This is a genomic window from Streptomyces sp. SA15, from assembly GCF_002291145.1.
Classification (GTDB): Bacteria; Actinomycetota; Actinomycetes; order Streptomycetales; family Streptomycetaceae; genus Streptomyces.
Map to the genome: position 1 here is coordinate 1 of NZ_NTGE01000167.1, position 23896 is coordinate 23896.

The following is a 23896-nucleotide window of genomic DNA, read 5'->3' on the forward strand; positions in this document are numbered from 1 at the left end:
CGGCTGCGAGACCGTCGACGCCGACCCCGCGAAGGTCCTGGGATCGGTGGTGGAGGCCGGAGCCGAACTGCTGCGCACGACCGGGCGGCGCTGCGTGGGCGCGGGACTCGCCGTCCCGTCCGCGGTGGCCGAACCGGACGGACTCGCGCTCAACCCCCTGCACCTGGCGTGGCCCGTCGGCGCGCCCGTGCGCCGCATCTTCGCGGAGCGCGTCCGCGAGGCCCAGATCACCGGACCGGCGTTCGCGGGCAACGACGTCAACCTCGCCGCGCTCGCCGAGCACCGGCACGGCGCGGGCCGCGGCGCCCGGGACCTGCTGTGCGTGGCCACCGGACACCGGGGCGTGGGCGGCGCACTGGTCCTTGACGGGCGCCTGCACACCGGCAGTTCCGGCCTGGCGCTCGAGGTCGGCCACCTCACCGTCAACCCCGAGGGCCGCCCCTGCCACTGCGGCAGCCGTGGCTGCCTCGACGTCGAGGCCGATCCGCTGGCCTTCCTCACCGCCGCGGGACGCGACCCGGGCCCCGAGGTCTCCCTGCTCCAGCAGGCCATCGACCTGATCCGCGGCCACTCGGCCGACCCGGCCGTCCGCACCGCCACGGAAGCCCTGATCGACCGCCTGGGCCTGGGCCTGGCCGGCCTGGTGAACATCCTCAACCCGGACCGCATCATCCTCGGTGGCCTGCACCGCACCCTGCTCGACGCCGACCCGGACCGCCTGCGCGCTGTCGTCGCCGACCGCAGCCTGTGGGGGCAGAGCGGCGGCGTGCCGATCCTGGCGTGCACCCTGGACCACAACAGCCTGGTCGGCGCGGCGGAACTGGCGTGGCAGCCGGTCCTGGACGATCCGCTCGGCGCGCTGGCAGCCTGAGCCACGAAGTAGTCTCGGAGGCATGCGGATCTCCGTCTCCTCCGACATGGACGAACCCGTGGCGCGCTCCCTCGTCACGCAATTGCGCGAGCGCGGCCACGACGTGATGACCCACGGAGCGCTCGCTCCTGGTGACGACCCCCAGTGGGCCGCCTGCTCGGAGGCGGCCGCCCGCGAGGTCGCCGCCGGAACGGCCGACCAGGCGGTCGTGTGCTGCTGGACCGGCACCGGCGCCTCGATCGCCGCGAACAAGGTGCCCGGCGTGCGGGCGGCCCTGTGCACGGACGCCTACACCGCGGACGGCGCCCGCCGCTGGAACGACGCCAACGTGCTCGCCCTCAGCCTCCGGCTGACGTCCGAGCCGCTCCTCAAGGAGATCCTCGACGCCTGGTTCGCCGCCGAGGCCAGCGAGGATGCGGAGGACCGGGAGAACGTGGCCCGCGTGGGACGGCTCGACCTCGGCAGGAGTGCTTCCTAGGCCCCATCCCACTGTCGAAAACGTCAGTGCCACTCCACGGCGAACGCCCGCCCCGGATTCTCCGTCAGGATGCGCCGAACCAGCTCCTCGCCCAGGGCGAGGGCGAGCCGCGGCCGCACCCCGCGCAGCAGGTACGGCATTCCCGGGCCGCCGTCCACCGAGCGGGCCGCCGCGGTCGTGGTGTCGGCGCCGAGCAGCAGACGGTCGCCGTGGCCCGCGTCGGCGAGCGCCCGTACGGCGTCCGGCATGCGCCAGTCCGTGGCGTGGTGGGCGCGGGACGGGCCGTCGAAGGCGAGATGGCAGCCCGTCTCCGCGGCCCGGCGGTGCGTCTCGGTGTCGGGGGAGCGGTTGAGGTGGCCCAGGATCACCCGCCGCGGCGGCACGCCCAACTCCCCGCACAGCAGCTCCAGTACGTCCAGGGCACCGGTGCCCAGCTCCAGGTGGACGGCGATGGGCGCCCCCGTGGCGTGGTGGGCCTCGGCCGCCGCGGCCATGGTCCAGCGGGCGTGCGCGTCGAGGGCGTGGAAACCACCCGCGACCTTGATCAGGCCCGCGCGGACCCCCGACGTGCCGATGCCCTCGGTCAGTTCGGCGACGAAGACCTCGGCAAGCCTGCCGCGCAGCCCGGCGAGCGTGTCGTCGTCGTAGTGCACGGCTTGGTGCAGTCCGGTCGCGGCGACGAGGTGGACTCCGGTCTCCCGGGACAGGGGAGGCAGATCGGCGGCCCGCCGTCCCAGCCCGTACGGCGTCCACTGCACCACGCTGCCGCCGCCGAGCGCACGGAACGCGGCCAGCTCGGCACGGGCCGCGGAGACGCTGTGCAGCTCCTGGCCGGGTAGTTGGGGACTGCCGAAGAACAGGTGGTCGTGCGCGTCGCACACCCCCAGGTGTTCGGGTAACACGTCCCCGAGCACCGTACGGACCGTGCTCACCACTGCCGGCCCCGTGACAGCCGGTCCCGCCCCGGCGCCGACAGATGCAGCACCTCGAACACGTCACCGTCCGCCTTGGGCGTCTCGTCCTCCCAGAGCGAGAAGTGGACCAGCTCCCAGCGACCGGTATCCACGGCGGCCGCCGCGAGCACCGCCCCGTCCTCCCCGGCCAGCCGCCCGGTCTCGCCCACGGCGTCCTCCATGAACGCCGCCAACTCCACGCCCTCCGGCACGGGTTGCCGGCGCCGCACCGCCACCCGCGCGCGCGAGCCGATCGCGCCGTCCTCCTCGTACGCCACCCCCGTCCACTGCCGCACCGAGGGCCGCCCGAAGTCGTTGCCAAGCCCCTGGAAGCCGCCTCCCCAGAGGAAGGAGTTCATGCCCTCAACGGTGTTCCACAGATAGAAGGGCGCGTACTGGTTCACCGGCGAGCCGTAGGTGCCGCGCTCGCGCATCAGGTACGCCTTGCAACCGAGCCCCTCCCAGTCGTCGAGCAGATGCCCGACGCGGGAGACGCGGCCGCGGATGATGTCCATGTCGTAGTCGGCGGGCAGGGTGAGTTCGTACTGCATGGCATGCACAGGCGTGAACTCCTTTAGGGGGTATGGGGCTTCTGCGCGGCGAGCAATGAGAGCAGCCCTCGGACGCCCACGTCGAACGCGGCGGGTGAACCGGACGCGCGGGCGAGGACGTAACCGCCCTGCACGGCGGCCAGGACTGCAGCGGCGATCTCCTCGCCGTCCAGCGAGGGCGCGAACTGGCCCTGCTCCTTGCCCTCCTCGACGATCCCGGCGAGCCGTTCGCGGATCCAGTCCAGCGTCTCGTCGACGGGTGCGCGCAACTCGTCGTCAGCGATGACGTCCGGGTCCATCGTCAGCCGGCCGATCGGGCAGCCGCGCAGCACGTCCCGCTCGCGCCGCAGATAGGCCTCGATCCGTTCGTACGGCGTGCCCGGTCCGGCGAGTACTCCCTCTGCGGTAGCCCGCAACTCCTCGGCCGTCCGCCGGATCGCGGCCAGGGCGAGATCCGGCTTCCCCTTGAAGTGGTGGTACATGCTGCCCTGTCCGGCGCCCGCGCGCTCCAGGATGGCCTTGGGGCTGGTGCCCACGTAGCCGCGCTCCCACAGCAGCTCACGGGTGGACTCGATCAGTCGCTCCGAGGTGCTCATGCAGTCACTGTACATACTAGTAGTTACAGAAGTCGAGGCGCGGGGGAGCAGGGCCTGCACGACGACGCACTCCCCAGGAGGTACGCCCACTGCCGCTGGCCGTACGACGACCCGGACCCCTCCCCGGCGGGAGTCTCGAGGCATCACCGGAAGACCCACCTAGGAGATGACCCGAGATGCAGACCCTGGCGCACTGGGACGGTGGCCCCGGCCCGTGGACCCTGTTCTTCCCGCTGATCTGGGCGGCCGTCGTGATCGGCGTCGTCACCGTCCTGCGCCGCACCGTCGGGCGCGGCCGACGCGGACCATGGCGTGCCATGGCCGACCCCCGCCCGTCCGGCGACTCGCCGATCGCCGTGCTCGGCCGCCGTTTCGCCGCCGGCGAGATCGACGAGGACGAGTACTGGCGCCGGCTGTCCGTCCTGGACGAGCAGTTCGGCCCGGCGGCGAAGGGCGGTGCGGCATGACCACGACGACCGCCACCACCAGCACGCTGCCGGCCGCCCGGGTCGTCGACGCCGTGAAGGTGTACGGCGGCGGCGACACCGTCTGTTCGAGGCTCAAGGGCCCACCAACGCCCACTGTCCCAACGCGTCGGCCGCGAGGGAGCCGGAGGGGCGCGCCGGTGTCGAGAGCCCATGGGGGTCCCCCCGCTCGAGCGAAGTCGAGAGTGGGGGAGCGCGGAGGCCCGAAGGGTCGAGCACGGTCGGGCTCTCGACACCGGCACAGAGCGCCCCGCAGGCGACCGAGCCAAAAGAAGGTAGGTCACCGCCCGGTCAGCCGACAACGGCGGACCGGGCGGGAGCGTGTTCGGGCCTGTGCAGGTCGTCCACGTGATCGACCTTCGCGAACTGGTGTGCGTGCTTCTCTGTGATCGCGCGCCGCAGCGGGCGCGCCGCACCCGCCGGCGTGGACGAGGGCGTCGGCAGGGTGAACCACACGACCTTGCCGGAGTCGCCGTCCGGCCGCACGCCCCAGCTCTCGCTGACCGCGGCGACCATCGCGAGCCCGCGCCCGCAGGTGGCGAGCGCGTCGGCGTCCTTGGTGTCCTTGATGTCGTGGATATCCGCGACGACCGGCAGACGCGGGTCGTGGTCGCGCACCGAGACCATGAGCCGGTCGAGCAGCAGCTCGATCTCCACGGTGCACGTCTTGTCGGGCTGGGCATGCCGGTGGACGTTGGTCAACAGCTCTGTCACACCGAGCGCGGCCCGGTCTATGAGGGGATCCAGGTGCCAGTAGCGCAACTGCGCCGATACGATTCTGCGGACCTGGCCGATCCGCGACGGCAGGGCTTGGAGCTCCACCGTGCAGTGCCTGCTTGGGTGACTGATCACGGCTGCGACTCCCCGACGTAGAGGTCCGGAAGAACACGAAGTTCGGATCGATCCAGCAGAGTGCCTGCGTGACACGGCCGCCTGCTGTCGTGGCCGGCGGCTGGTTCGCAGCGTAATCGCCGGTAAACCCAGAGTGACGTGAGACCAGCGTGGCTCAGGGGGTGCGGTCCCGCAACTCGCGGTCGGCGTGGCGACCGCAGATACAGCCGATGGGGCGACGCGGGTACGACCGGCGGGGCGACCGCGGATACGGCCGGCGGAGCCGATCGCACAGTACGGCGGTCTAGCCGCTACGCCCCGCGGCCCTCCGTACGGCCTCGATGAACCGGCGTGCCGCGGGCAGCCCCGGCTCGCCCGGAGCGGGGTCGTGGTCGCCCAGGGTCAGCAGGTACCGCTTGCCGTTGAGGTCCGCGAGCGCCCGGTCGTCGGGGGCGAACCAGGGCTTGGAGGCGCGCACCGCCTGCACCGGCGCGCTGTCGATCTCGCTGCCGTAACTGGTGAGCAGCTCGAGCCTGCCGCCGCTGATCCGGACCTGTCCGGCCCGGGTCAGCGAGCGCAGCCGCTTCCCGATCCGCACGCCCGTGGCCCTGAACTCCGGCTCCGCCATGCGCTCCCGCCCCCTTGTGTGCGTCGGTGTGCCGGCCCGCGCTCTCGCGGGACCGATGTCCCGTTCGTGTCGTGATCCAGTGTGCGCCCCCGCTCGGGATCCACGTCCCGTCCGGCAGTCTGCCCGCCACCGGCGTCGAGCACCAGTACACATGACCGCCTCGCCGAGGGCGCCCGGAGCACTCGCGCGAATGCGCCCCCACGCCTGTGCGCCTGCCTGTCCCCAGGGGTGCCTTTGAGGCGCTCAAAGGTGTGTTTATGCAGGTGGGAAGCGTGCGGGAGATGTCTATGATCGATGTGTCGGCCGCGCGAGGCGCCGTCGGCGCGCAGCCTTAAGGAGCCCCGCCGTGAGTACGCCCTCAAAGACCCGGACCGGCGAAACCCTCGACGTCGACCACACGGACGTCCTCTACCGCGGCTGGCTCAAAGAAGCCGTCCGCAAGGTGCAGGCCGACGCCAACCGCTCGGCCGACACGCACCTGCTCCGCTTCCCGTTGCCGGAGAAATGGGGCATCGACCTGTACCTGAAGGACGAGTCGACCCACCCCACCGGGAGCCTCAAGCACCGCCTCGCCCGCTCGCTGTTCCTGTACGGCCTGTGCAATGGCTGGATCCGGCCCGGCCGCCCGGTGATCGAGGCTTCCAGCGGCTCGACGGCCGTGTCCGAGGCGTACTTCGCCAAGCTGATCGGCGTGCCCTTCATCGCGGTCATGCCCCGCACGACGAGCGCCGAGAAGATCCGCCTGATCGAGTTCCATGGCGGGCAGTGCCACTACGTCGACGACCCCCGCACGATGTATGAGGAGTCGGCCCGCCTCGCGGCGGACACGGGCGGCCACTACATGGACCAGTTCACCTACGCCGAACGGGCCACGGACTGGCGCGGCAACAACAACATCGCCGAGTCGATCTTCCGCCAGCTGCGTCTGGAGCGGTTCCCGGAGCCCGCGTGGATCGTCGCCACGGCCGGCACCGGCGGCACCTCCGCGACCCTCGCGCGCTACGTCCACTACACGCAGCACGACACCCGCATCTGTGTCGCCGATCCGGAGAACTCGTGTTTCTTCGAGGGCTGGACCACGGGGGATCCGGACGTCACCTTCGACTGCGGCTCGCGCATCGAGGGCATCGGCCGCCCGCGCATGGAGCCCAGCTTCGTGCCCGGCGCGATCGACCGGATGATGAAGGTCCCTGACGCGGCCAGTGTCGCCGCCGTACGGGCCCTGGAGCAGGCCATCGGCCGCAAGGCGGGCGGGTCCACCGGCACCGGGCTGTGGAGCGCGCTGAAGATCGTCGCCGAGATGGTGGCCGAGGGGCGGCAGGGCAGCGTGGTGACGCTGCTGTGCGACCCGGGCGACCGCTACCTGGACAAGTACTACTCGGACACCTGGCTCGCCGAACAGGGCCTGGACATCACGCCGTACACGGCGGCGATCACCTCCCTGCTGGAGACGGGCGTCTGGCCGGACTGACTAGTGCCCCGACAGGCAACGTTCGCCCCGTCGCGACGCCCGGCACGCACTCTCGCCGCACCGGCCGAAAGCCCAAGTACGTCCAGTACGAGGGCTTCCGGCCGGCACGCCGAGAGCACGCACCGGACGCCGCTCCTTAACGGGCAAACGTTGCCTGCCGGGGCACTAGCGGTTGGCCAGCCGCCGGTCCAGTGAGGTGACGGCGTCGCGGAAGGCCCGTCCGAGTCCCGCCCGGGCCAGGGGCAGCACAAGACGGAACGGCGCCGTCCCGTCCGCGGCGAACGTCCACCGGACCCGGGTGCCGGTGCCGGCCGGCGCGAGCCGCCACTCCTCTACCAGCGCGCGGGCGCCCGGCGCGTTGGTCACGTCGACGCGATAGGCGTACACCTCGGGTTCCTTGGCGGTGAGGATCGTCTCCTGAAACCGCGTCCCGCCCTTGAGCCGGATCTCGCGCCGGGCGCCGTCTTCCAGGGGCCGGGCCAGCGTCACCGCCGCGAACCACTCGGTCCAGCCGGGCACGTCCTCGGCGAGCGCGCGGAAGACCGCCTCGGGAGACGCGGAGATCTCCCGCGCGAACACCAGCCGAACGGGTGCGGTCCCGAGGAACTCGATCCCCACCGGACGCAGACGGCGAGCCATGGACGAAACCTCCTCGAGGAGGCGGGCGGTTGACCGGGCAGCGTCACCTTAGCTGACGGTCAGTCACCTGTCTGTACCGCCTCGTCGGGCTCACCCGCCACCATCAGCCGCCGCAGATGCTCCGAGATCTCCGCGCGTGCCTCGGCGGGCAGCCCGGCGTCCGTCACCAGCGTGTCGACCTGCTCCAGCGCCGCGAACGAACTCAGGCCCACCGTCCCCCACTTGGTGTGGTCGGCGACGACCACGACCCGCCGTGCCGACTGCACCAGCCGGCGGTTGGTCTCGGCCTCCGCGAGGTTCGGCGTCGACAGACCGGCCTCGACCGATATCCCGTGCACCCCGAGGAACAGCACGTCGAAGTGGAGCGCCGCGATCGCCTGGTCGGCCACCGGCCCCACCAGCGAGTCGGACGGCGTGCGCACCCCGCCCGTCAGCACCACCGTGGCCGCGCCCTGCCGGGGCCCGGAGGTGCGCTGCGCCGCGTGGAACACGTCGGCCACCCGCACCGAGTTGGTGACGACGGTCAGGTCCGGCACGTCGACCAGCTGGTGCGCCAGCGCGTACGTCGTCGTACCGCCCGACAGTGCGATCGCGCTGCCCGGCGCGACCAGCTCCGCCGCGGCCCGCGCGATGTCCTCCTTGGCGGTCAGCTCCAGACCCGACTTGGCCTCGAAGCCCGGCTCGTGCGTGCTCGCCTCGACCACCGGTACAGCGCCGCCGTGCACCTTCTCCAGCACGCCCTGCCGGGCGAGCGCGTCGAGGTCGCGCCGTACGGTCATGTCCGACACGCCCAGCTTGCGAGTGAGCTCGTTGACGCGGACGCCGCCGCGGCGCCGGACCTCGTCCAGGATCAGGGCGCGCCGCTGCTCCGCGAGGAGGTTCTGATTCTCGCTCACGTACGCTCCGGTCCTTTCGCCTCAAGCCGTCCGACACACCCCGCGCACCCTCCCCCAGCTCTCGACTCCGCTCGAGCCGGGGGGACCCCCATCCACGAGGACATTTCGCCCGTCTGGGGTGCGCGGACGTCCCATCCTTGCACGGGCCGGGGCGGGTCGCGGCACCGACTGCCCCGACGCGCGCATGTCACCCGGGCCACATCCGAGTCACGACAATCACACGGATCGGGGAAATTCTGTGACGAGGGGTGTGCGGAACGCGACTAGCGGAGATCCTTGTGCCCGCACGGACAGATGCTTACGGCGCGTCACGGGGGAAGTGCGAAACAGTGGAACGTGCGCAGGAACGTGTCCCGACCGGTGCGGTGGACGACTCCGCCGCCCGGCCCGAGGAAGCCGGAACCGCCCTGGAACTCCTGGTCCACGGAGTGGGCGGCACCACGCCCGAGAAGATGCTCGACGATCCGCGCACGGTGCGCGTCACCGGCGACGACACGGCGGCCGTCTTCCGCCGTGCGGAGGACGCCGACGCGGAGAGCAGACCGGACGACTACCGCGGCCGTCCGGTGCCCGAGGCGTACGTGTGGTGCAACCTCACCTCCGGCAACGGCACCCGCGCCCTGTGGCTGTTGCTGCTGCCGTTCATGGTCGTCAACCTCGCGCACTGGATGCGCCCCACCGCGCGGGGCCGCAAACGGACGGTGCGCCTGTACGGACTGCTGGTGCGGCTCACGGCACTGACCCTGACCGTGCTGCTGGTCGCCGCCGCCTGCGAGGTCGCCCTCGACCTCGCGGCCTGGCAGTGCGCGGGCACGCACGAATGCACCGAGCGGCACTCCTGGCTCGGCTTCCTCTCGCCCACCGTCTCCGACGACGGCTGGTGGAGCATGCCCGGCCGCCGCCTCGCCCTCGCGGCGCTGGTCCCGGCCGCGCTCACGGGCCTGCTGTGGTACCTCTCCCATCGCACCTGGAGCGCGTACGAGTCCCAGCAGCCCATGACCCGCACCCCCGAGGCCGACGAGGAGAGCAGCCGCACCGCCCTCGGCCGACCCGGCTTCTGGTACGGCCGCCGTCTGGTGGCCCGGCTGCGTGCGGCCCACACCGCCGCCGGACTGCTGACGGTCGCCGCGGCGGTCGGCACATCGGCCGCACGCTTCGACCACCGCCCCGGCGGGCCCGTGCCGCTCGACGTACTGGGCCGCCTGCTGGAAGTGGCGCTCGTCGTCGCCGCCGTGGCCGTGGTGGGGGTGGTCTGCCGACGGGGCCGCAGCGAGAACCGCCTCGACCAGGAGCTCGACGCCCGCCTCGTACGGCAACTGCCGCTCGCCGCCCTCGTCCTGCTCGTCCTCGCCGCGGTCTACGCCGGCTGGGAGCGCCCGGGGTGGGAGTCGGCCGGCCGGCTGCCGGGGGACACGACCTTCGGCGCCATCGCCCTCGTCCAGGGCCTGCTGGTGATCGTCCTCGGAGTCGTCGCCCACGTGCTGCACCGCGCCCATCCCGATCCACGCGCCGCGATACGCGGCCTGGGCGGGCCCGCCGTCGCCATGCTGGCCTGTGCGCTCGGCGGTGTGATGTCCGGCGGCGTGTCCCAGCGTGTCGCCGACTGGCTGGACGGCACCGGCACGAACATCCCCGGCCCACCGGTCCTGCTGACCTGGCAGGCGTCCGTGATCCCGCCGCTGCTCGTCGTGCTGCTGGTGCTGTGCGGCTGGCTGGGATGGCGGACCTGGCTGCTGCGCCGGGCCGAACTGGCTGTGGTGGAACGGGACTACCCCGGCGAGCCCAAGGACACCACCCGCACCCGCCGTATCGCGCGCACCCGAGCGATGGCAACCCTCACCGACCGAGGGCCCCTCCTCGTCGCCGTCACTTCCACCACGACCCTGCTCCTGGCCGCCGGGGCCCTGGTGGGCGCCCTGACCACCGACAAGACACCCAGTGAGGCCGCTCATCCAACCCCCGCCTTCGTCGAGGGCGCCGCCGAGACCGCCCAGGCGCTGGGCTCCTGGCTGATCGGACTCGGCTTCATACTGTTCGTCACCTGGGGCCGGCGCGCCTACAAGGACCCCTCCGCCCGGCGCACCATCGGCATCCTCTGGGACGTCGGCACCTTCTGGCCGCGCGCCGCCCACCCCTTCGCCCCGCCCTGCTACGCCGAGCGCGCGGTGCCCGACCTGACCTGGCGGATGGCGACCTGGACCGCCTCGACCGGCGGCCGCCTGGTGATCTCCGGGCACTCGCAGGGCAGCGTGCTCGCCGCCGCCGCGGCCTGGCAGCTGAAGCCGTCCGTCCGCAAACGCGTCGCGCTCCTGACCTACGGCTCACCGCTGGAGCGCCTCTACGGCCGCTGGTTCCCCGCCCACTTCGGACCGGCCGCGCTCAGCGCCCTGCACCACGACGTCGACTGCTGGCGCAACCTGCACCGGCGCACCGACCCCATCGGCGGCCCCGTCCGCCTGTCCGGCGACTGCGGCCCCGAGGTGGACCGGGAATCGCTCAAGGACCCCCTGGAGTACGGCCGTACCGATCAGCATCCGCTGCCGGCGCCCGTCCTCGGCCACTCCGACTACCAGGCGGACCCGGCCTTCGCCGAGGAACGGCAACGACTGCTGGCCCGGCTGCGGTCGGAGGTCCCGGCGCCGCGGCCCGGGGGAGGGGCCTAGGGGGTGTTTTGAAAGTCCCGCACAGCACCCACGGCGCCCGGCACGCACCCTCGCCGCACCGGCCAAAGACCCAAGTAGCTCCGCTACGAGGGCCTTCGTCCGGCACGCCGAGGGCGCGCACCGAACACCGCGGGCACCGCACAGGACTTTCAAAACACCCCCTAGGCCCTGTCGTCAAATTCCCGCCTCCCCCGCGACGCCATGCACGCTCCCCCACTGCCTCAAGGGCGGGGAGGTGCCCCCACTCGCCGCACCGGGCACAGACCCACGTACGACCAGTACGAGGACCTGCGCCCGGCACGCCGAGAGCACACACCTACAGCGACACCACTCGCTACCGCGGCGGGCGCTGGGCCCGCCCTTCGGGCGGACGACGGGAATGTGACGACAGGGCCTAGGACAGCTCCGGCAGGTCCTCCGCGTAGAGCAGCGTCAGGTCGTCGGTGCTCGGGTCGTCGACCTGGGCGACACGGCTCGCGTGCCGCTCCACCATCGCCTCGAAGGTCTGCCGGGCGGTGCGGCCGTTGCCGAACGCCGGTCCCTTGGGGAGCGCCGTGAAGTACTTCAGCAGGGCCTCCGTCGCGCCCGGTGCCAGCCGGTACTCGTGCTCCTCGGCCTGCTGTTCCACGATTCGCAGCAGCTCCTCGGGGCCGTAGTCGCTGAAGGTGATGGTCCGGGAGAAGCGGGAGGCCACACCCGGGTTCACGGACAGGAACCGTTCCATCTCTGCCGTGTAGCCCGCGACGATCACCACGACCGCGTCCCGGTGGTCCTCCATCAGCTTCACCAGCGTGTCGATGGCCTCCTTGCCGAAGTCACGGCCCGAGTCCTCCGGCGACAGCGCGTACGCCTCATCGATGAACAGCACACCGCCGCGCGCCCGATCGAAGGCCTCCTGGGTGCGGATCGCCGTGGAACCGATGTGCTCGCCGACCAGATCGACGCGGGACACCTCGACGAGATGGCCCTTCTCCAGCACGCCGAGGGAGGCGAGGATCTCGCCGTAGAGACGGGCGACCGTCGTCTTGCCGGTGCCGGGGGAGCCCGTGAAGACCAGGTGGCGCTTGACCGACGCCGCCTTCAGGCCCGCCTGCTGCCGGCGCCGGCCCACCTCGATCATGTCGGTGAGCGCCCGCACCTCGCGCTTGACGCTGTCCAGGCCCACCAGCGCGTCCAGTTCACCGAGCACGGCCTTCGAGGTCCGCGCCGGCTTCTCCGGCTCCGCGGGCATGATCAGCGGCTCCTGCTCGGTGCTGCGCTGGCCGGGAATCGAGCCGAGCAGGCCGGGGGAGCGGCCCGCCGTCTGCACGGCGGTCTCGGTCGCGGCCGGCTGCCGCACGCCCGCGCTTTCGTCGCTCGTGCAGTCCTCGACCACGGGGCCCGCCCCGGACGCCGCGTCCGGGCCGCCGTCCGCGAATTCGTACCCGCCGCGCGCGCACCGCTCGGTGCGGCACTTCTTCAGCGTCGTACGGCAGCCGTCGATCACATGGAAGCCGTAGCCGCCGCTGCCCGTCACCCGGCAGTTCAGGAAGCTGCCCCGGCCGCCCGCGGAGACGTAGAAGCCCGCTTCGGCGGGGGAGTCGACCGTGCAGCGCTCTATCGTCGGGTCGGCGCCCTTGGTGACGATCACGCCGGTCTGCGTGCCGTCCACGGTGCAGTTGTTGAGGGTGCCGCCGCTGCCGTGGTCGCGGAACCAGGCGCCCGTCGCCGCCTCCCGGATCCGGCAGTCGTCCAGCTGCGCGGTGGCGCCGTCGCTCACCGACACGGCCGTGTTGCGCACCTGAGACAGGTCGCTGTCGACGACGTCCGCGCGTGAGCCGCGGTCGAGGACGAACAGGGCGTCCGGCACGTCGTGCACCCGGCAGGAGTCCAGTACGGCCGTGGCGCCGTCGCTGACCCAGACGGCCGGGTAGTCGCCCGTGCTGTCGAAGATCTCGCACTGGTTGGCGTCCACGCGCGTGCCCGGATCCCACACCGACAGGCCGTTGCGCCCGAACTGACGCACCGTCGTCCGAGTCAGGGTGAGGACGGAACGGGAGCGCAGGTCGACCGCGTTCTCCGGGATGTCGTGGATACGGCAGTCGGCCAGCGTCAGTACCGCGTCCGTGTCGAGCGTGACGCCGTCGGCGGTGGTGCGGTGCACATCGCAGTCGGTGAGGTGCGCGGTGGCCCGGCCCGTGACCTGGACGCCGCTGCCCCTCACCTCGTAGACCTCGCAACCCACCGCCTCCAGCGCGGAGTTCTCGCCGGTCGCCGACAGGCCCACGCCCGAGGCGTGGTGCACCCGGCAGCGCTCCAGCCGGGGGTGCGCGCCCCCGCGCACCGCGACGCCCGCCTGTCCGGCCGCGACGATCTCGCAGTCCTCGAACACGCCGCCCCCGCCGTCGAGTACGGCGATGCCGATGCCGGCCGGGTTGTCGACGGTGCAGCGCCGGACGGTCGGCCGTGCGCCGCCACGCACCTCGATCCCGGCCGCCGACCGCGTGACGATCCGGATGTCCGCGAGTTCCGGTGTGCCCTCCTCGACGAGCAGGGCGGGCGCGGCCGCGTCCTGGCCCTCCACATGCAGGTCCTGGACCACCGCCGAGGCGCACACGGTCAGCGGCACCCCGTCCAGGGGCGCGATCCGCACGGAGCCGGGGGAGCCCTCAGGGCCGCGCAGGGTCACCGCCCGCTGCACGACGAGGTTCTCCCGGTAGGTCCCGGGGGCGATGGTGAGGACGTCGCCGTCGGCCGCGGCCTCCAGGGCGGCGGCGAGCGATGCGTACTCACCCGTGCGGCGCCGCCACCTCGATGTGCCGGTGTGCGTCACCTGGACCGTGCCCTGTGCCATGGCGTTGCTGTGCCCCCACCTCGTGGTTCTCATGGTTCGCTTGCCTTCGGGGCGCGCCCCCGCAGCTCCCTCGCGCGCGGGTTGATCCGAAGAGTTCGGCCGGTCCACCGTAGCGTGCGCGCAGGCGGTGGGTTGACCAGAGCCGGAAGGCTGTCAGCTGCCGGTGCCGGTCCTGCCCCAGTCCGGACCCGCCCGGTCCCATGCCTGGTCCCAACGGGCGTACCGGCGGCGGACCATGCGCCACACCATCAGCCTCCTGCCGCCCTCGACGAGGCCCGCGGTCAGCAGGGCCGCGCCGAAGCCGGCGAGGACGGCATGGGTCGCCGCCGTGGCGGAGTCCAGCGGCCGGGCCACCATGCGCCCGTGCTGGTCCGTCCATATCGTGAAGTGGTCGCCGGGGCGCGGTTTCTGAAGGCTCGCGATGACCGTGCCGTGGTGCGCGGTGCCGTCCGGGGCGGTCCAGTCGGCGAGCACCCGGCTGCGCACGTCCCGGCCGGAGGCGGCCTCGGGGTCGGCGTCCAGCGGGGAGCGGTCCAGCTTGCGGACCACGGTGGCCGTCACCAGGTGACGGGACTCGCGCTGCTCCCGGACGGAGCGCTGCAGGGCGTCCTGGGCGACGCCACCGACGAGCGCGCCGCTCACGGGCCCGACGACCAGGATCAGCAGCACGGCCACCAGGGCCACCCAGGCCTCGACCAGATCGGTCGTGCGGCGCAACGGGTTGCGCCGCCAGCGCCAGAGTCCGCTGATCGCTCGCACCGTCCCGCACCCCCTTCCCGCTCCGTGATAACCCCGGCGGAGCCGTTCACGCGGGAGCCCGGTCAAAGAGAGAGCGAAATCACCTGTGCCCGGGTCCTCTCATGAACTTCTCACGGAGCCCAACGCCCGGGGCCCCGGGACGGGTTCCCGGGATCCCGACAGGAGCGGACCGCCTGTTCGAGCTAGTCGAGGACGGTCACCGGATCACCGAGCCGGATCCTGCCGCCGGATTCGGGCACCAGGTTCTGTCCGAAGACCAGCTTGCCGCCGATGCGGCGGTGCCGTCCGAGGGTGTGCAGGGGTTCCTTGCCGCGCTCGGCGGTGGACTGGTCGGTCGTGGTCACCACGCACCGACCGCACCTCTTGGCGACGCGGAAGGCGACCTCGCCGATGGCCACGCGCGACCAGTCGTCCTCGGCCCAGGCGGCGGTGCCCACCACGACCACGTTCGGCCGGAAACGGTTCATGGGCAGGGGGCCCTCCTGAGCGTGACCGCCCTGGGCGATCAGGGAGTTGAGGGCGTCGAGCGAGGCCACCGTGGTGAGCAGCAGCGGGTAGCCGTCGGCGAACGAGACGGTCTCGCCCGGCAGCGCGAACTCCGGGTCGACGGGCCGACACGTGGCCGGATCGTCCATGTGGACCAGGCGTGTGCCGACGCCCAGATACGTGCTGCACCAGGTGTGTGCGGCATCGCCCTCGGCCGGAACGACTTCGACCTTGTCGCGGAAGACGTTCACCGGCACGGTGCCGCCCGATCGCGGCACGGGCACCGCCAACGGGTCCATGCCGGGCGCGGACAGCCGAACGCCGCCGTCGGGCACGAGCTCGGCGGCGGCAAGAGCGAGGCGCGGGTGCTCGCGTTGTGTGACGACCTTTCCCCCGTCGTCGATCAGCATCCAGCGCCGGTCTCCGGCCAGCCCCCAGGGCTCCACGACGGCCTGCCGGGGCGCCAGGCCCCGGAACGCCTTGACCGGATGGACATGGATGGACTGCAGCTGCGGGTTCCCCATGCGGTCATCGTGCCAGGTGGCACGGACAGCCTGGGGAGGAATCAGTACCCGCGGTACTGCTGCTGGTTGTTGTAGGGCTCCTGGTACGGAGTCTGCGGGGGCCGGGGAGCCGCGGGGCGCATCGCCTCGTAGCCCGTGCCCATGCCGGGGCCCGCCGGCCGCGGCTGCTGCGGTTGCGCACCGGGGTAACCGCGCGGCGCGCCGGCCTGCTGCGGGATGTACGCCGCGGGCGCCTGCTGCAACGGGGCCGGCTGCTGGGCCTGCGGATAGCCGTAGGAGGGCTGGGACGGGCCCGCCGGCAGGGCGGGCAGCGCCGACGGCAGCGCGGGCAGGTGGCTGCCCGGCATGTCGTACGCCGCGGGGACCCGGATCGGGGCGATCTGCGGGGTACCCCGCTCGGCCACGAGCTTGTCGTAGATCGGAGTGTCCGGGAAGGAGGCGGAGTAGTAGCCGCCGCCATAAGTGGAGCGGGGGGAGGTCATGGCACATAAGTTAAGCCCACGATGTGCTGGTTGGGGAGACCGATAAGAGGGTTGTTTTCCGTGTCGGCAGTGACGCGGGATCCCTAATGCGAGCGAACTCGGCAAAATGGGGCGCGAGCAGAGCGTTTCTCATGTAAAGGCCGAGTTCCTGGCGGGTTACCAGTGGTTGGCCGCCGGGGTTCCCGCGCACTTCATGGGACTTCATCGGCCCGGGGATTATGTTGAGAGTTCAGACAATCCGATGGGCTGCCGGGATGCGGCCTGCGCCGTGAGTCGCGATGGGGGCGGACATGTCAATGCCGAAAGGGTCGAATGTTCCGGTGCCGACGACGGCACTGCGCGTCGAATTGGGCCGGCGTTCCGGACCGGGCGTGCCCGACGTGGACGCGTCGGCGCTGCTGCTGGTGGGCGGAAAGGTCCGTTCCGACGCCGACTTCGTCTTCTACAACCAGCCCGCGCACTCCTCCGGCGCTGTCCGGCACGAGGGCAAACGGGACGAGGGCGGCAGGGTGACCGACACTCTCGTCGTCGACCTCGCGCGCGTGGAGCAGTCCGTCGAGACCGTCGTCCTCGCCGCCTCGGCGGACGGCGGTACGTTCGCGGCCGTGCCGGACCTCTACATCGAGGTCCGTGACGCCGCCCAGGACGCGGTGGTCGCCCGTTTCGACAGCGCGGGAGCCACCGTGGAAACCGCTTTCGTGCTCGGCGAGTTCTATCGCCGTCAAGGGGCGTGGAAATTTCGTGCCGTGGGCCAGGGCTACGGGAGCGGGCTCGAGGGCCTCGCCACCGACTTCGGGATCACCGTGGACGAGCCCCAGCAGGCCGCACCCGCGACCGCCCCGGCGCCGGTCGCGCCCCCGCCGTCCTCTTCACCCCCGCCGCCCTCTTCGGCGCCGGTGCGCCTGACCAAGGTGACGCTCACCAAGGCGGCCCCGTCCGTCTCGCTGACCAAGCAGGGCGGCACCTCGGGCGCGCTGCGGGTGAACCTCAACTGGCAGGTGCGCAAGCAGTTCTCCGGGTGGGCCGGCAAGATGGGCCGCTCGGTGGCCACGCACACGGACCTCGACCTCGACCTGTGCGCCCTGTACGAACTCACCGACGGCAGCAAGGGAGTCGTCCAGTCCCTCGGCAACGCCTTCGGCGCCCTGCACCGGCCCCCGTACATCCACCTCGACGGCGACGACCGCACGGGCGCCCTTGAGAGCGGCGAGAACCTCACCGTCAACCTCGACCACAAGCAGGCCTTCCGGCGCATCCTCATCTTCGTGACCATCTACGAAGGGGCGCGCTCCTTCGCCGACCTGCACGCCACGGTCACCCTCCGGCCGCAGCACGGCGCCCCGATCGACTTCTCCCTCGACGAGTGCACCGTCCCCTCCACGGTCTGCGCACTCGCCCTGATCACCAACACCGGCAGCGACCTGGTTGTCCGGCGCGAGGCCCGCTACCTGGTGCCCGAACGGGGTGTGAGCCCTCAAAGGACCGTGGACCACGCGTACGGGTGGGGCATGAACTGGACCCCCGGCCGGAAGTGAACCCTCAGCTCTCGTCCCCGACGACGGCGTCCGGGCGCGCGTAGGTACGGCCCTTCCAGGCCGCACCGCGTCCCCTGTAGTGCTGCACGGCGGAATCGACCGTCATGAGGAGGTACAGGAAAGCGGTGAACGGCAGCAGAGGAGCGAGCCACAGGGGCTGGCGGTAGTACCGGAGCATCGGGACGTACGTCCCGGTCATCACCAGCCACGCGAGACCACCGACGACCGCGGCCGCCGTACTCCCCACGGCCACACCCACGAGCACGGCCACCGGCGGCACCAGGTAGACCAACGCGAGCCCGGCAACCGTGGCGGCCAGCAGCAGAAGGTTGTGCCGCAACTGCGCGTACGCGCTCCGCGACACCATCCGCCACAGGTCGTGCAGCCGCGGATACGGACGCACGCTGTCCACCCGCTCCGCCAGCCCCAGCCAGATGTGACCGCCCCCGCCCTTGACGGCCCGCGCGAGCGCCACGTCGTCGATGACGGCGTGCCGGATGGCGTCCGGGATCCGCGCCCGCTCGGCCGCCTCGGTGCGCAGCAGCACGCAACCGCCCGCCGCGGCCGCCGTACGCGCCGTCCTCCGGCCGATCCGGCGGAACGGATAGAGCTGCGCGAAGAAATACACGAAGGCGGGCACGACGAGCCGCTCCCACATGCTCTCCACCCGCAGCCGGGCCATCTGGGAGACGACGTCGAAGCCTCCCGTGCGCGCCGCCGCGACCAACTGCCGCAGACTGTCCGGCGCGTGGGCGATGTCGGCGTCGGTCAACAGCAGGTATTCGGGGCCACGCGCGCGTGCCAGGCCGATGCCGTGACGTACCGCCCAGAGCTTCCCGGTCCAGCCCGCGGGCGGCTCGCCGGGCGAGGACACCGTCAGCGGCAGCCCGCCGTGCCGCCGCGCCAGCTCCCGCGCGAGCTCCCCGGTGCCGTCCGAACTGCCGTCGTCGACGAGGAAGACCTCCGCCCGCCCCGGATACTCCTGGGCGAGCAGCGACGGCAGGCTCGCCGGCAGCACCGCGGCCTCGTCGCGTGCCGGTACGACGACGCAGACGGCAGGCCAGTCGTCCGGTTCCCGCCGTGTCGGCAGTCCGACGTCCGTGCGCCAGAACAAGCCCTGGCCGAGCAGCAGCCACAGCCAGGCGACGAGTGATCCGGCGGCAGTCCACACGATGGCGCTCACGCGCGCAGTCTGCCCCACCGGGCCGGTCTCCAAGAGCGCATCGTCTATCGTGACCGGGTGAAGATCGCGCTCATGGACTCAGGAATCGGTCTGCTGGCGGCCACCGCCGCGGTACGGCGTCTGCGCCCCGACGCCGATCTCGTACTCTCCCTCGACCCCGACGGCATGCCCTGGGGCCCGAGGACCCCCGAGGACCTCACCCGGCGCGCCCTGGCCGTCGCCGAGGCCGCCGCCGCGCACCGGCCCGACGCCCTGATCATCGGCTGCAACACCGCCACCGTGCACGCGCTGCCCACCCTGCGCGCCCGCCTCGAACCCGGCATCCCGGTCATCGGCACGGTTCCGGCGATCAAGCCGGCCGCGGCCGGCGGCGGGCCCGTCGCGATCTGGGCGACGCCCGCCACCACGGGCAGCCCCTACCAGTGCGGTCTCATCGAGGAGTTCGCCGACGGCGTGGCGGTCACCGAGGTCCCCTGCTACGGCCTCGCCGAGGCGGTGGAGCACGCGGACGAGGCGGCCATCGAGGCCGCCGTGTCCGCCGCGGCGGCGCTGACCCCCGACGAGGTGACGACCGTGGTTCTGGGCTGCACCCACTACGAACTCGTCTCCGACCGCATCCGCACCGCGGTGCAGCGCCCCGGCTTCCCGCCGCTCGTCCTGCACGGCTCGGCGGGCGCGGTCGCCGCCCAGGCGCTGCGTCGGCTCGGCGAGCAGCCCGCTCCCCGGGCCACCGCAGACGGAACTTTGACCGTGCTGCTGAGCGGACGCGAGGGCGCCCTGCCCGAGCCCGCCCTGGCCTACGAGGAGGGCAGGCTCCTCCAGGCGGTCACCCCTGCCCGGTGACCGAGAGGCACTCCTCGGTCTGGCTCGCAGCCGGCGGATACGGATGATGCGGACGTCTCGCGTCCACTGCGCCTCGGCCCGGCTCAGTCACCCTCCGCGACGAGCTACCCGCGCAGCGAAACCTGAGTAGTCTCATAGACATGAGGGACCATCCCCACGACGAGAACACCCACCACCCCGACGTCTGGACCGGCCGAGCCTCGAACCGGTTCCAGTGGCTGCTGGCGCTCGTCGGCGCCGCCTGCCTGGCCCTCGGCATCGAGCTGGCCGTCGACTCGGCGTGGACGTCCGGCATCGCCCCGCTGGTGATGGCGGTAGTCGGCTGCATCGCGGCCGGGCTGCTCGTCCTCTTCGGTACCCTCGCGTTCGTGCACGTGGCTCTCAAGGTCGACCAGGAGTGCCTGGAAGTGCGCTGCGGCCACATGGGCCTGCCGCGCCGCCGTATCCCGCTGTCGCACGTCGCCGGCGCCGAGGTCGACCCGCACGTCACCCCGCGCCACTGGGGCGGCTGGGGCTACCGCTGGCGTCCCGAGAAGGGCACCGCGGTCGTCGTACGACGCGGCGAGGGCGTCGTGCTGCGCCTGTGGGACGGCCACATGTTCACCATCACCGTGGACGACGCGGAGGCGGCCGTACGCGTCATCCGGGCCCGGCTGCGCTCCGGCGCGGCGCGCTGAAGTCGCACCGAGGTCACGGAGCCAGACGGTCACCACGGCGTACGTCCGTCTCGCGTCGCGCCGGCTCCTCGGCGAGGGGATGTGCCGTGGCCAGCCCCGCCAGCAGTCCGGCGCCCACCGACACCGTCGTGAAGCTCAGCGCGTTGCCGACGCAGGCGATCGCCGCCAGCGCCGTCAGGGCCGCGCCCGCCGTGAGAGCCACCGGCGTGGGACGCCGGGAGCGCCACAGCGCGTACAGCTCCCAGCCGAAGGCCGCCGCCAGCAGGGCCACGCCGAGGACTCCCTGCTCGGCCGCCTGCTGCAGCGGCGCCGAGTGCGGCTTGCCGTCGGACACCAGTGTCTGCGCCGTCGTGCTGTGCTCCCCGAAACGGCCGGGGCCGACGCCCAGGGCCGCCTCCTGGTGCGCCATGCGCAGCGCGTCGTGCCACAGCTCCACCCGGTGCTCGGTCAGCCGGCCCTCCAGGGACACGGCGAGCCCGTCCGGCACCGCCCTCCCGGCGACCGCCCAGGTCAGGCCGGTCACCAGGGCCGTGGCCAGGGCCAGCCCAGCGAGGCCCGGGCCGCGGTGGCGCATCCGGCCCGCGGCGAGTGAGCACAGCAGCACCACGACACAGGACACGAAACCGCCCACCGAGCCGAGGACGGCCGCGGTCACCGCGATCCCGGCGGCCAACGCGCCCAGGGAGAGCCGCAGGGCCGGGGCCTCGGCGGACCAGACGGCGCAGCACGCGGCACCCGCGGACAGGGTCAGCAGAGCGGCGGTGGCGCCGGTGTGTCCGAGCGGCGTGACGAGCTCGGGCCCGGGCGCGACGCGTGGCATGGCCACCGTCAGGCCGAGTCCGGCCAGGGCCCCGGCGCAGGGCGCGGCCACGGGCAGGAGCGCTCCGCACATCCGCCCCGCGGCATAGCCGGCGGCCACGGCCAGTACCGCGAGCAGCACGCCCTCCGGGCGGCCGCCCTGCGCACCCGCCGTGATCAGGGACCAGATGGCGCAGGTCCCGAGGATCACGACGCCGGCCGAGTCAGAAACGTTTCGTCTGTCGCCGTCCTCCTCCGGACCGGCCACAGACGTCATCCCCGTGGAACCCACCCCGCCCCCCCCCCGAACCGGTCGCCCCCGACCTGTGAGGTCCCGGTCGTCGCGGGCGTTACCGGCCCGTACGACAAAGACTTCGGCACACCGTAACGGCTGACGGACGGTTTGTGGACGAGTCGGACCGAGTTGCGCAGGAACGTTGTGGCAGACCGGCCGGGGAAGCGCTGACCGGGACCCGGCCGACCGCGCTGTCGGCGCCAAGGTCAGCCGCCGTACACTCCCACAGTGACCGTCACCGCAACCTCCGTGGACGAGTCGGACCGGACACGGCCCGAATCCGTGCCCGCAACGCGCGGGGCGCGGCTCCTGCGCCTCGTCCCGGCCGCCGCCGCGGCGCTCTCCGGAGTGCTGCTCTACGTCAGTTTCCCGCCGCGCACCCTGTGGTGGCTGGCCCTGCCGGCCTTCGCCGTCTTCGGTTGGGTGCTGCGCGGCCGCGACTGGAAGGCGGGCCTCGGTCTCGGCTACCTCTTCGGTCTCGGCTTCCTGCTGCCGCTGCTGGTGTGGACCGGCGTGGAGGTCGGCCCGGGGCCCTGGCTGGCCCTGGTCGCGATCGAGGCGATCTTCGTGGCGCTGGTCGGTGCGGGGGTCGCCGCGGTGTCGAAGCTGCCCGGCCGGCCGGTCTGGGCGGCCGCTCTGTGGATCGCCGGAGAGGCGGCACGCGCGCGCTTGCCCTTCCACGGCTTCCCCTGGGGCAAGATCGCGTTCGGCCAGGCGGACGGCGTCTTCCTGCCGCTCGCCGCGGCGGGCGGCACCCCGGTCCTCGGCTTCGCGGTGGCCCTGTGCGGCTTCGGCCTGTACGAAGTCGTACGCCTGGCCGTGCAGTCGCGCCGCACGCGTGCCGTACAACGGTCGGCCGCGGCCGTCGCCCTGCTGAGCGTGGCGGTGCCGGTGGTGGGCGCGGTGGCCGCCCGGCCGCTGGTGAGCGACAAGGCCGAGGACGGCACCGTGACCGTCGGGGTCGTCCAGGGCAACGTGCCCCGGGCCGGGCTGGAGTTCAACGCCCAGCGCCGCGCCGTCCTCGACTACCACGTGCGCGAGACCGAGCGGCTGGCCGCCGAGGTCAAGGCGGGCAAGGTCGCCAAGCCCGACTTCGTGCTCTGGCCGGAGAACTCCTCCGACATCGACCCGTTCGCCAACGCCGACGCGCGCACCGTCATCGACCGGGCGGCCAAGGCGATCGGCGTGCCGATCTCGGTCGGCGGAGTCGTGGAACGCGACGGCAAGCTCCTCAACGAGCAGATCCTGTGGGACCCGGTCAAGGGACCCGTCGACACCTACGACAAGCGGCAGATCCAGCCGTTCGGCGAGTACCTCCCACTGCGCTCGCTCATCGGCGCGATCAACAGCGACTGGACCTCCATGGTCCGCCAGGACTTCAGCCGGGGCAGCGAGCCGGGCGTGTTCGACATGGACGGCGCCAAGGTCGGCCTCGTCACCTGCTACGAGGCCGCCTTCGACTGGGCCGTGCGCTCCGAGGTCACCGACGGCGCCCAGATGATCTCCGTACCCAGCAACAACGCGACCTTCGACCGCAGCGAGATGACCTACCAGCAGCTCGCCATGTCCCGCGTCCGTGCCGTGGAGCACAGCCGGACCGTCACCGTCCCGGTGACCAGCGGCGTCAGCGCGATCATCATGCCGGACGGCAGGATCACGCAGAAGACCGGCATGTTCGTCGCCGACTCGCTGGTGCAGAAGGTGCCCCTGCGCTCCTCGCAGACGCCCGCCACTCAGTTGGGCATCCTGCCGGAGCTCGCCCTCGTGCTGGTCGCCGCGGGCGGGCTCGGCTGGGCCATCGGTGCCGGTGTGCGCGGGCGGCGCGCCGGTGACGTGTAGCCGTACGCCCGTCGCACGCCCTCTGAAGTGCACCGGGGCAGCTGATTCCGCCCGTTAGGGTCGGGGCCATGGCTACTCCTGACTTCATCCGTACCATCCGGGCGTCCGTGGGACACGAGTTGCTGTGGCTGCCCGGAGTCAGCGCCGTCGTCCTCGACGACGAGGGCAGAGTGCTGCTCAACCGCCGCACCGACACCCACAAATGGTCGCTGATCGGCGGCATCCCGGAGCCGGGGGAGCAGCCGGCGGCCTGCGCCGTACGGGAGGTGCAGGAGGAGACGGGCGTGCACTGCGTGGTGGAGCGGGTCCTCATCGTGCAGGCGCTGAACCCCGTGACGTACGACAACGGCGACGTCTGCCAGTACATGGACATCTCGTTCCGCTGCCGGGCCGTCGGCGGGGACGCCCGGGTCAACGACGACGAGTCGCTGGAGGTGGGCTGGTTCGCCGTGGACGCCCTGCCGGAGCTGAACGAGTTCGGGCTCTTCCGGATCAAGCAGGCGCTGTCGGACACACCCACATGGTTCGAGCCCATGAGTTCCGAGTGAAGTATGGGTGGTGAACACATGGGGTGGGAGAC

Annotated in this window: 23 protein-coding genes; 10 read left to right on the forward strand and 13 right to left on the reverse strand. The window is 72.4% G+C overall.

The window, feature by feature from the left end; genetic code table 11:
• Positions 1-871, forward strand: an 871-nt coding sequence (locus CLM62_RS37260) for an ROK family protein (protein ID WP_095754324.1), incomplete at its 5' end; no start/stop codon positions are given.
• 22 nt (positions 872-893) lie between these two features.
• Positions 894-1349, forward strand: coding sequence for an RpiB/LacA/LacB family sugar-phosphate isomerase (locus CLM62_RS37265; RefSeq protein WP_095754325.1), 456 nt, complete (start codon positions 894-896; stop codon positions 1347-1349).
• A 23-nt stretch (positions 1350-1372) separates the two neighbouring features.
• Here CLM62_RS37265 and CLM62_RS37270 read toward each other — a convergent pair whose 3' ends face one another.
• The 3 genes from CLM62_RS37270 to CLM62_RS37280 are packed head-to-tail and all read right to left on the reverse strand — an operon-like array spanning position 1373 to position 3464.
• Positions 1373-2281, reverse strand: a complete 909-nt coding sequence (locus CLM62_RS37270; protein ID WP_095754348.1) for a phosphotriesterase — start codon at positions 2279-2281, stop codon at positions 1373-1375.
• Positions 2278-2862, reverse strand: a complete 585-nt coding sequence (locus CLM62_RS37275; protein WP_095754326.1) for a DUF4865 family protein — start codon at positions 2860-2862, stop codon at positions 2278-2280. The genes CLM62_RS37270 and CLM62_RS37275 overlap by 4 nt, the downstream gene beginning before the upstream one ends.
• A gap of 14 nt (positions 2863-2876) precedes the next feature.
• Complete coding sequence (locus CLM62_RS37280) at positions 2877-3464, reverse strand: TetR/AcrR family transcriptional regulator (RefSeq protein ID WP_179382401.1); 588 nt, start codon at positions 3462-3464, stop codon at positions 2877-2879.
• A gap of 161 nt (positions 3465-3625) precedes the next feature.
• Here CLM62_RS37280 and CLM62_RS37285 point away from each other — a divergent pair, with 161 nt between their 5' ends.
• Positions 3626-3916 (forward strand): SHOCT domain-containing protein, encoded by a 291-nt coding sequence (locus tag CLM62_RS37285; RefSeq protein ID WP_095754328.1) that lies wholly within the window; start codon positions 3626-3628, stop codon positions 3914-3916.
• Between the two features lie 309 nt (positions 3917-4225).
• On the opposite strand, the gene CLM62_RS37290 is transcribed toward CLM62_RS37285, so the two are convergent.
• Positions 4226-4786, reverse strand: coding sequence for an ATP-binding protein (locus CLM62_RS37290; RefSeq protein WP_095754329.1), 561 nt, complete (start codon positions 4784-4786; stop codon positions 4226-4228).
• A gap of 283 nt (positions 4787-5069) precedes the next feature.
• Positions 5070-5393, reverse strand: a complete 324-nt coding sequence (locus CLM62_RS37295) for a hypothetical protein (protein ID WP_095754330.1) — start codon at positions 5391-5393, stop codon at positions 5070-5072.
• A 346-nt stretch (positions 5394-5739) separates the two neighbouring features.
• Here CLM62_RS37295 and CLM62_RS37300 point away from each other — a divergent pair, with 346 nt between their 5' ends.
• Positions 5740-6864: a PLP-dependent cysteine synthase family protein gene (locus CLM62_RS37300; RefSeq protein WP_095754331.1), complete on the forward strand. Its 1125-nt coding sequence runs from the start codon at positions 5740-5742 to the stop codon at positions 6862-6864.
• Between the two features lie 165 nt (positions 6865-7029).
• Here the strand turns inward: CLM62_RS37300 and CLM62_RS37310 are convergent, their stop codons facing one another.
• Both CLM62_RS37310 and CLM62_RS37315 read right to left on the reverse strand, forming a co-directional pair.
• The gene (locus CLM62_RS37310; RefSeq protein WP_095754333.1) at positions 7030-7503 is read right to left on the reverse strand and encodes an SRPBCC family protein; all 474 of its coding nucleotides are present in this window, start codon (positions 7501-7503) and stop codon (positions 7030-7032) included.
• A gap of 59 nt (positions 7504-7562) precedes the next feature.
• Positions 7563-8399, reverse strand: a complete 837-nt coding sequence (locus CLM62_RS37315) for a DeoR/GlpR family DNA-binding transcription regulator (protein ID WP_095754334.1) — start codon at positions 8397-8399, stop codon at positions 7563-7565.
• 329 nt (positions 8400-8728) lie between these two features.
• Between CLM62_RS37315 and CLM62_RS37320 the strand changes: the two genes are divergently transcribed.
• Complete coding sequence (locus tag CLM62_RS37320) at positions 8729-11062, forward strand: hypothetical protein (RefSeq protein ID WP_095754335.1); 2334 nt, start codon at positions 8729-8731, stop codon at positions 11060-11062.
• Between the two features lie 394 nt (positions 11063-11456).
• Here CLM62_RS37320 and CLM62_RS37330 read toward each other — a convergent pair whose 3' ends face one another.
• From CLM62_RS37330 to CLM62_RS37345, 4 genes are all read right to left on the reverse strand, one after another.
• Positions 11457-13895 (reverse strand): right-handed parallel beta-helix repeat-containing protein, encoded by a 2439-nt coding sequence (locus CLM62_RS37330; protein WP_095754336.1) that lies wholly within the window; start codon positions 13893-13895, stop codon positions 11457-11459.
• Positions 13896-14048: 153 nt separating this feature from the next.
• Positions 14049-14654 carry a hypothetical protein gene (locus CLM62_RS37335; RefSeq protein ID WP_095754337.1) on the reverse strand — a complete coding sequence of 202 codons (606 nt, stop codon included), beginning with the start codon at positions 14652-14654 and terminating at the stop codon, positions 14049-14051.
• A gap of 182 nt (positions 14655-14836) precedes the next feature.
• On the reverse strand, positions 14837-15664 hold the full coding sequence (locus CLM62_RS37340) for an MOSC domain-containing protein (RefSeq protein ID WP_095754338.1): 828 nt from the start codon (positions 15662-15664) through the stop codon (positions 14837-14839).
• Positions 15665-15705: 41 nt separating this feature from the next.
• Positions 15706-16146 (reverse strand): DUF6643 family protein, encoded by a 441-nt coding sequence (locus tag CLM62_RS37345; protein ID WP_095754339.1) that lies wholly within the window; start codon positions 16144-16146, stop codon positions 15706-15708.
• Between the two features lie 296 nt (positions 16147-16442).
• Here CLM62_RS37345 and CLM62_RS37350 point away from each other — a divergent pair, with 296 nt between their 5' ends.
• Positions 16443-17681 carry a TerD family protein gene (locus CLM62_RS37350; protein WP_095754349.1) on the forward strand — a complete coding sequence of 413 codons (1239 nt, stop codon included), beginning with the start codon at positions 16443-16445 and terminating at the stop codon, positions 17679-17681.
• A 4-nt stretch (positions 17682-17685) separates the two neighbouring features.
• Here CLM62_RS37350 and CLM62_RS37355 read toward each other — a convergent pair whose 3' ends face one another.
• Positions 17686-18864, reverse strand: coding sequence for a glycosyltransferase (locus CLM62_RS37355; RefSeq protein ID WP_179382402.1), 1179 nt, complete (start codon positions 18862-18864; stop codon positions 17686-17688).
• A 57-nt stretch (positions 18865-18921) separates the two neighbouring features.
• On the opposite strand from CLM62_RS37355, the gene CLM62_RS37360 reads away from it, so the two are divergent.
• Both CLM62_RS37360 and CLM62_RS37365 read left to right on the forward strand, forming a co-directional pair.
• Positions 18922-19707 carry a glutamate racemase gene (locus CLM62_RS37360; RefSeq protein ID WP_095754340.1) on the forward strand — a complete coding sequence of 262 codons (786 nt, stop codon included), beginning with the start codon at positions 18922-18924 and terminating at the stop codon, positions 19705-19707.
• A gap of 140 nt (positions 19708-19847) precedes the next feature.
• Positions 19848-20384 carry a hypothetical protein gene (locus CLM62_RS37365; protein WP_095754341.1) on the forward strand — a complete coding sequence of 179 codons (537 nt, stop codon included), beginning with the start codon at positions 19848-19850 and terminating at the stop codon, positions 20382-20384.
• Positions 20385-20397: 13 nt separating this feature from the next.
• On the opposite strand, the gene CLM62_RS37370 is transcribed toward CLM62_RS37365, so the two are convergent.
• A complete protein-coding gene (locus CLM62_RS37370) occupies positions 20398-21459 on the reverse strand; it encodes an O-antigen ligase family protein (protein WP_179382403.1) in 1062 nt (353 codons plus the stop codon).
• Between the two features lie 246 nt (positions 21460-21705).
• Here CLM62_RS37370 and lnt point away from each other — a divergent pair, with 246 nt between their 5' ends.
• Together lnt and CLM62_RS37380 are read left to right on the forward strand one after the other, a co-directional pair.
• Positions 21706-23316, forward strand: a complete 1611-nt coding sequence (gene lnt / locus CLM62_RS37375; RefSeq protein ID WP_095754342.1) for an apolipoprotein N-acyltransferase — start codon at positions 21706-21708, stop codon at positions 23314-23316.
• A 68-nt stretch (positions 23317-23384) separates the two neighbouring features.
• Positions 23385-23864 (forward strand): NUDIX domain-containing protein, encoded by a 480-nt coding sequence (locus CLM62_RS37380; protein ID WP_095754343.1) that lies wholly within the window; start codon positions 23385-23387, stop codon positions 23862-23864.
• Positions 23865-23896: the final 32 nt, after the last annotated feature.

Coding starts and splice junctions, on each gene's coding strand:
- CLM62_RS37265 (WP_095754325.1), top strand. CDS start 894: ATGCGGATCTCCGTCTCCTCCGACATGGACGAACCCGTGGCGCGCTCC.
- CLM62_RS37280 (WP_179382401.1), bottom strand. CDS start 3,464: ATGTACAGTGACTGCATGAGCACCTCGGAGCGACTGATCGAGTCCACC.
- CLM62_RS37285 (WP_095754328.1), top strand. CDS start 3,626: ATGCAGACCCTGGCGCACTGGGACGGTGGCCCCGGCCCGTGGACCCTG.
- CLM62_RS37295 (WP_095754330.1), bottom strand. CDS start 5,393: ATGGCGGAGCCGGAGTTCAGGGCCACGGGCGTGCGGATCGGGAAGCGG.
- CLM62_RS37310 (WP_095754333.1), bottom strand. CDS start 7,503: ATGGCTCGCCGTCTGCGTCCGGTGGGGATCGAGTTCCTCGGGACCGCA.
- CLM62_RS37330 (WP_095754336.1), bottom strand. CDS start 13,895: ATGGCACAGGGCACGGTCCAGGTGACGCACACCGGCACATCGAGGTGG.
- CLM62_RS37340 (WP_095754338.1), bottom strand. CDS start 15,664: ATGGGGAACCCGCAGCTGCAGTCCATCCATGTCCATCCGGTCAAGGCG.
- CLM62_RS37345 (WP_095754339.1), bottom strand. CDS start 16,146: ATGACCTCCCCCCGCTCCACTTATGGCGGCGGCTACTACTCCGCCTCC.
- CLM62_RS37350 (WP_095754349.1), top strand. CDS start 16,443: ATGCCGAAAGGGTCGAATGTTCCGGTGCCGACGACGGCACTGCGCGTC.
- CLM62_RS37365 (WP_095754341.1), top strand. CDS start 19,848: ATGAGGGACCATCCCCACGACGAGAACACCCACCACCCCGACGTCTGG.
- CLM62_RS37370 (WP_179382403.1), bottom strand. CDS start 21,459: ATGACGTCTGTGGCCGGTCCGGAGGAGGACGGCGACAGACGAAACGTT.
- CLM62_RS37380 (WP_095754343.1), top strand. CDS start 23,385: ATGGCTACTCCTGACTTCATCCGTACCATCCGGGCGTCCGTGGGACAC.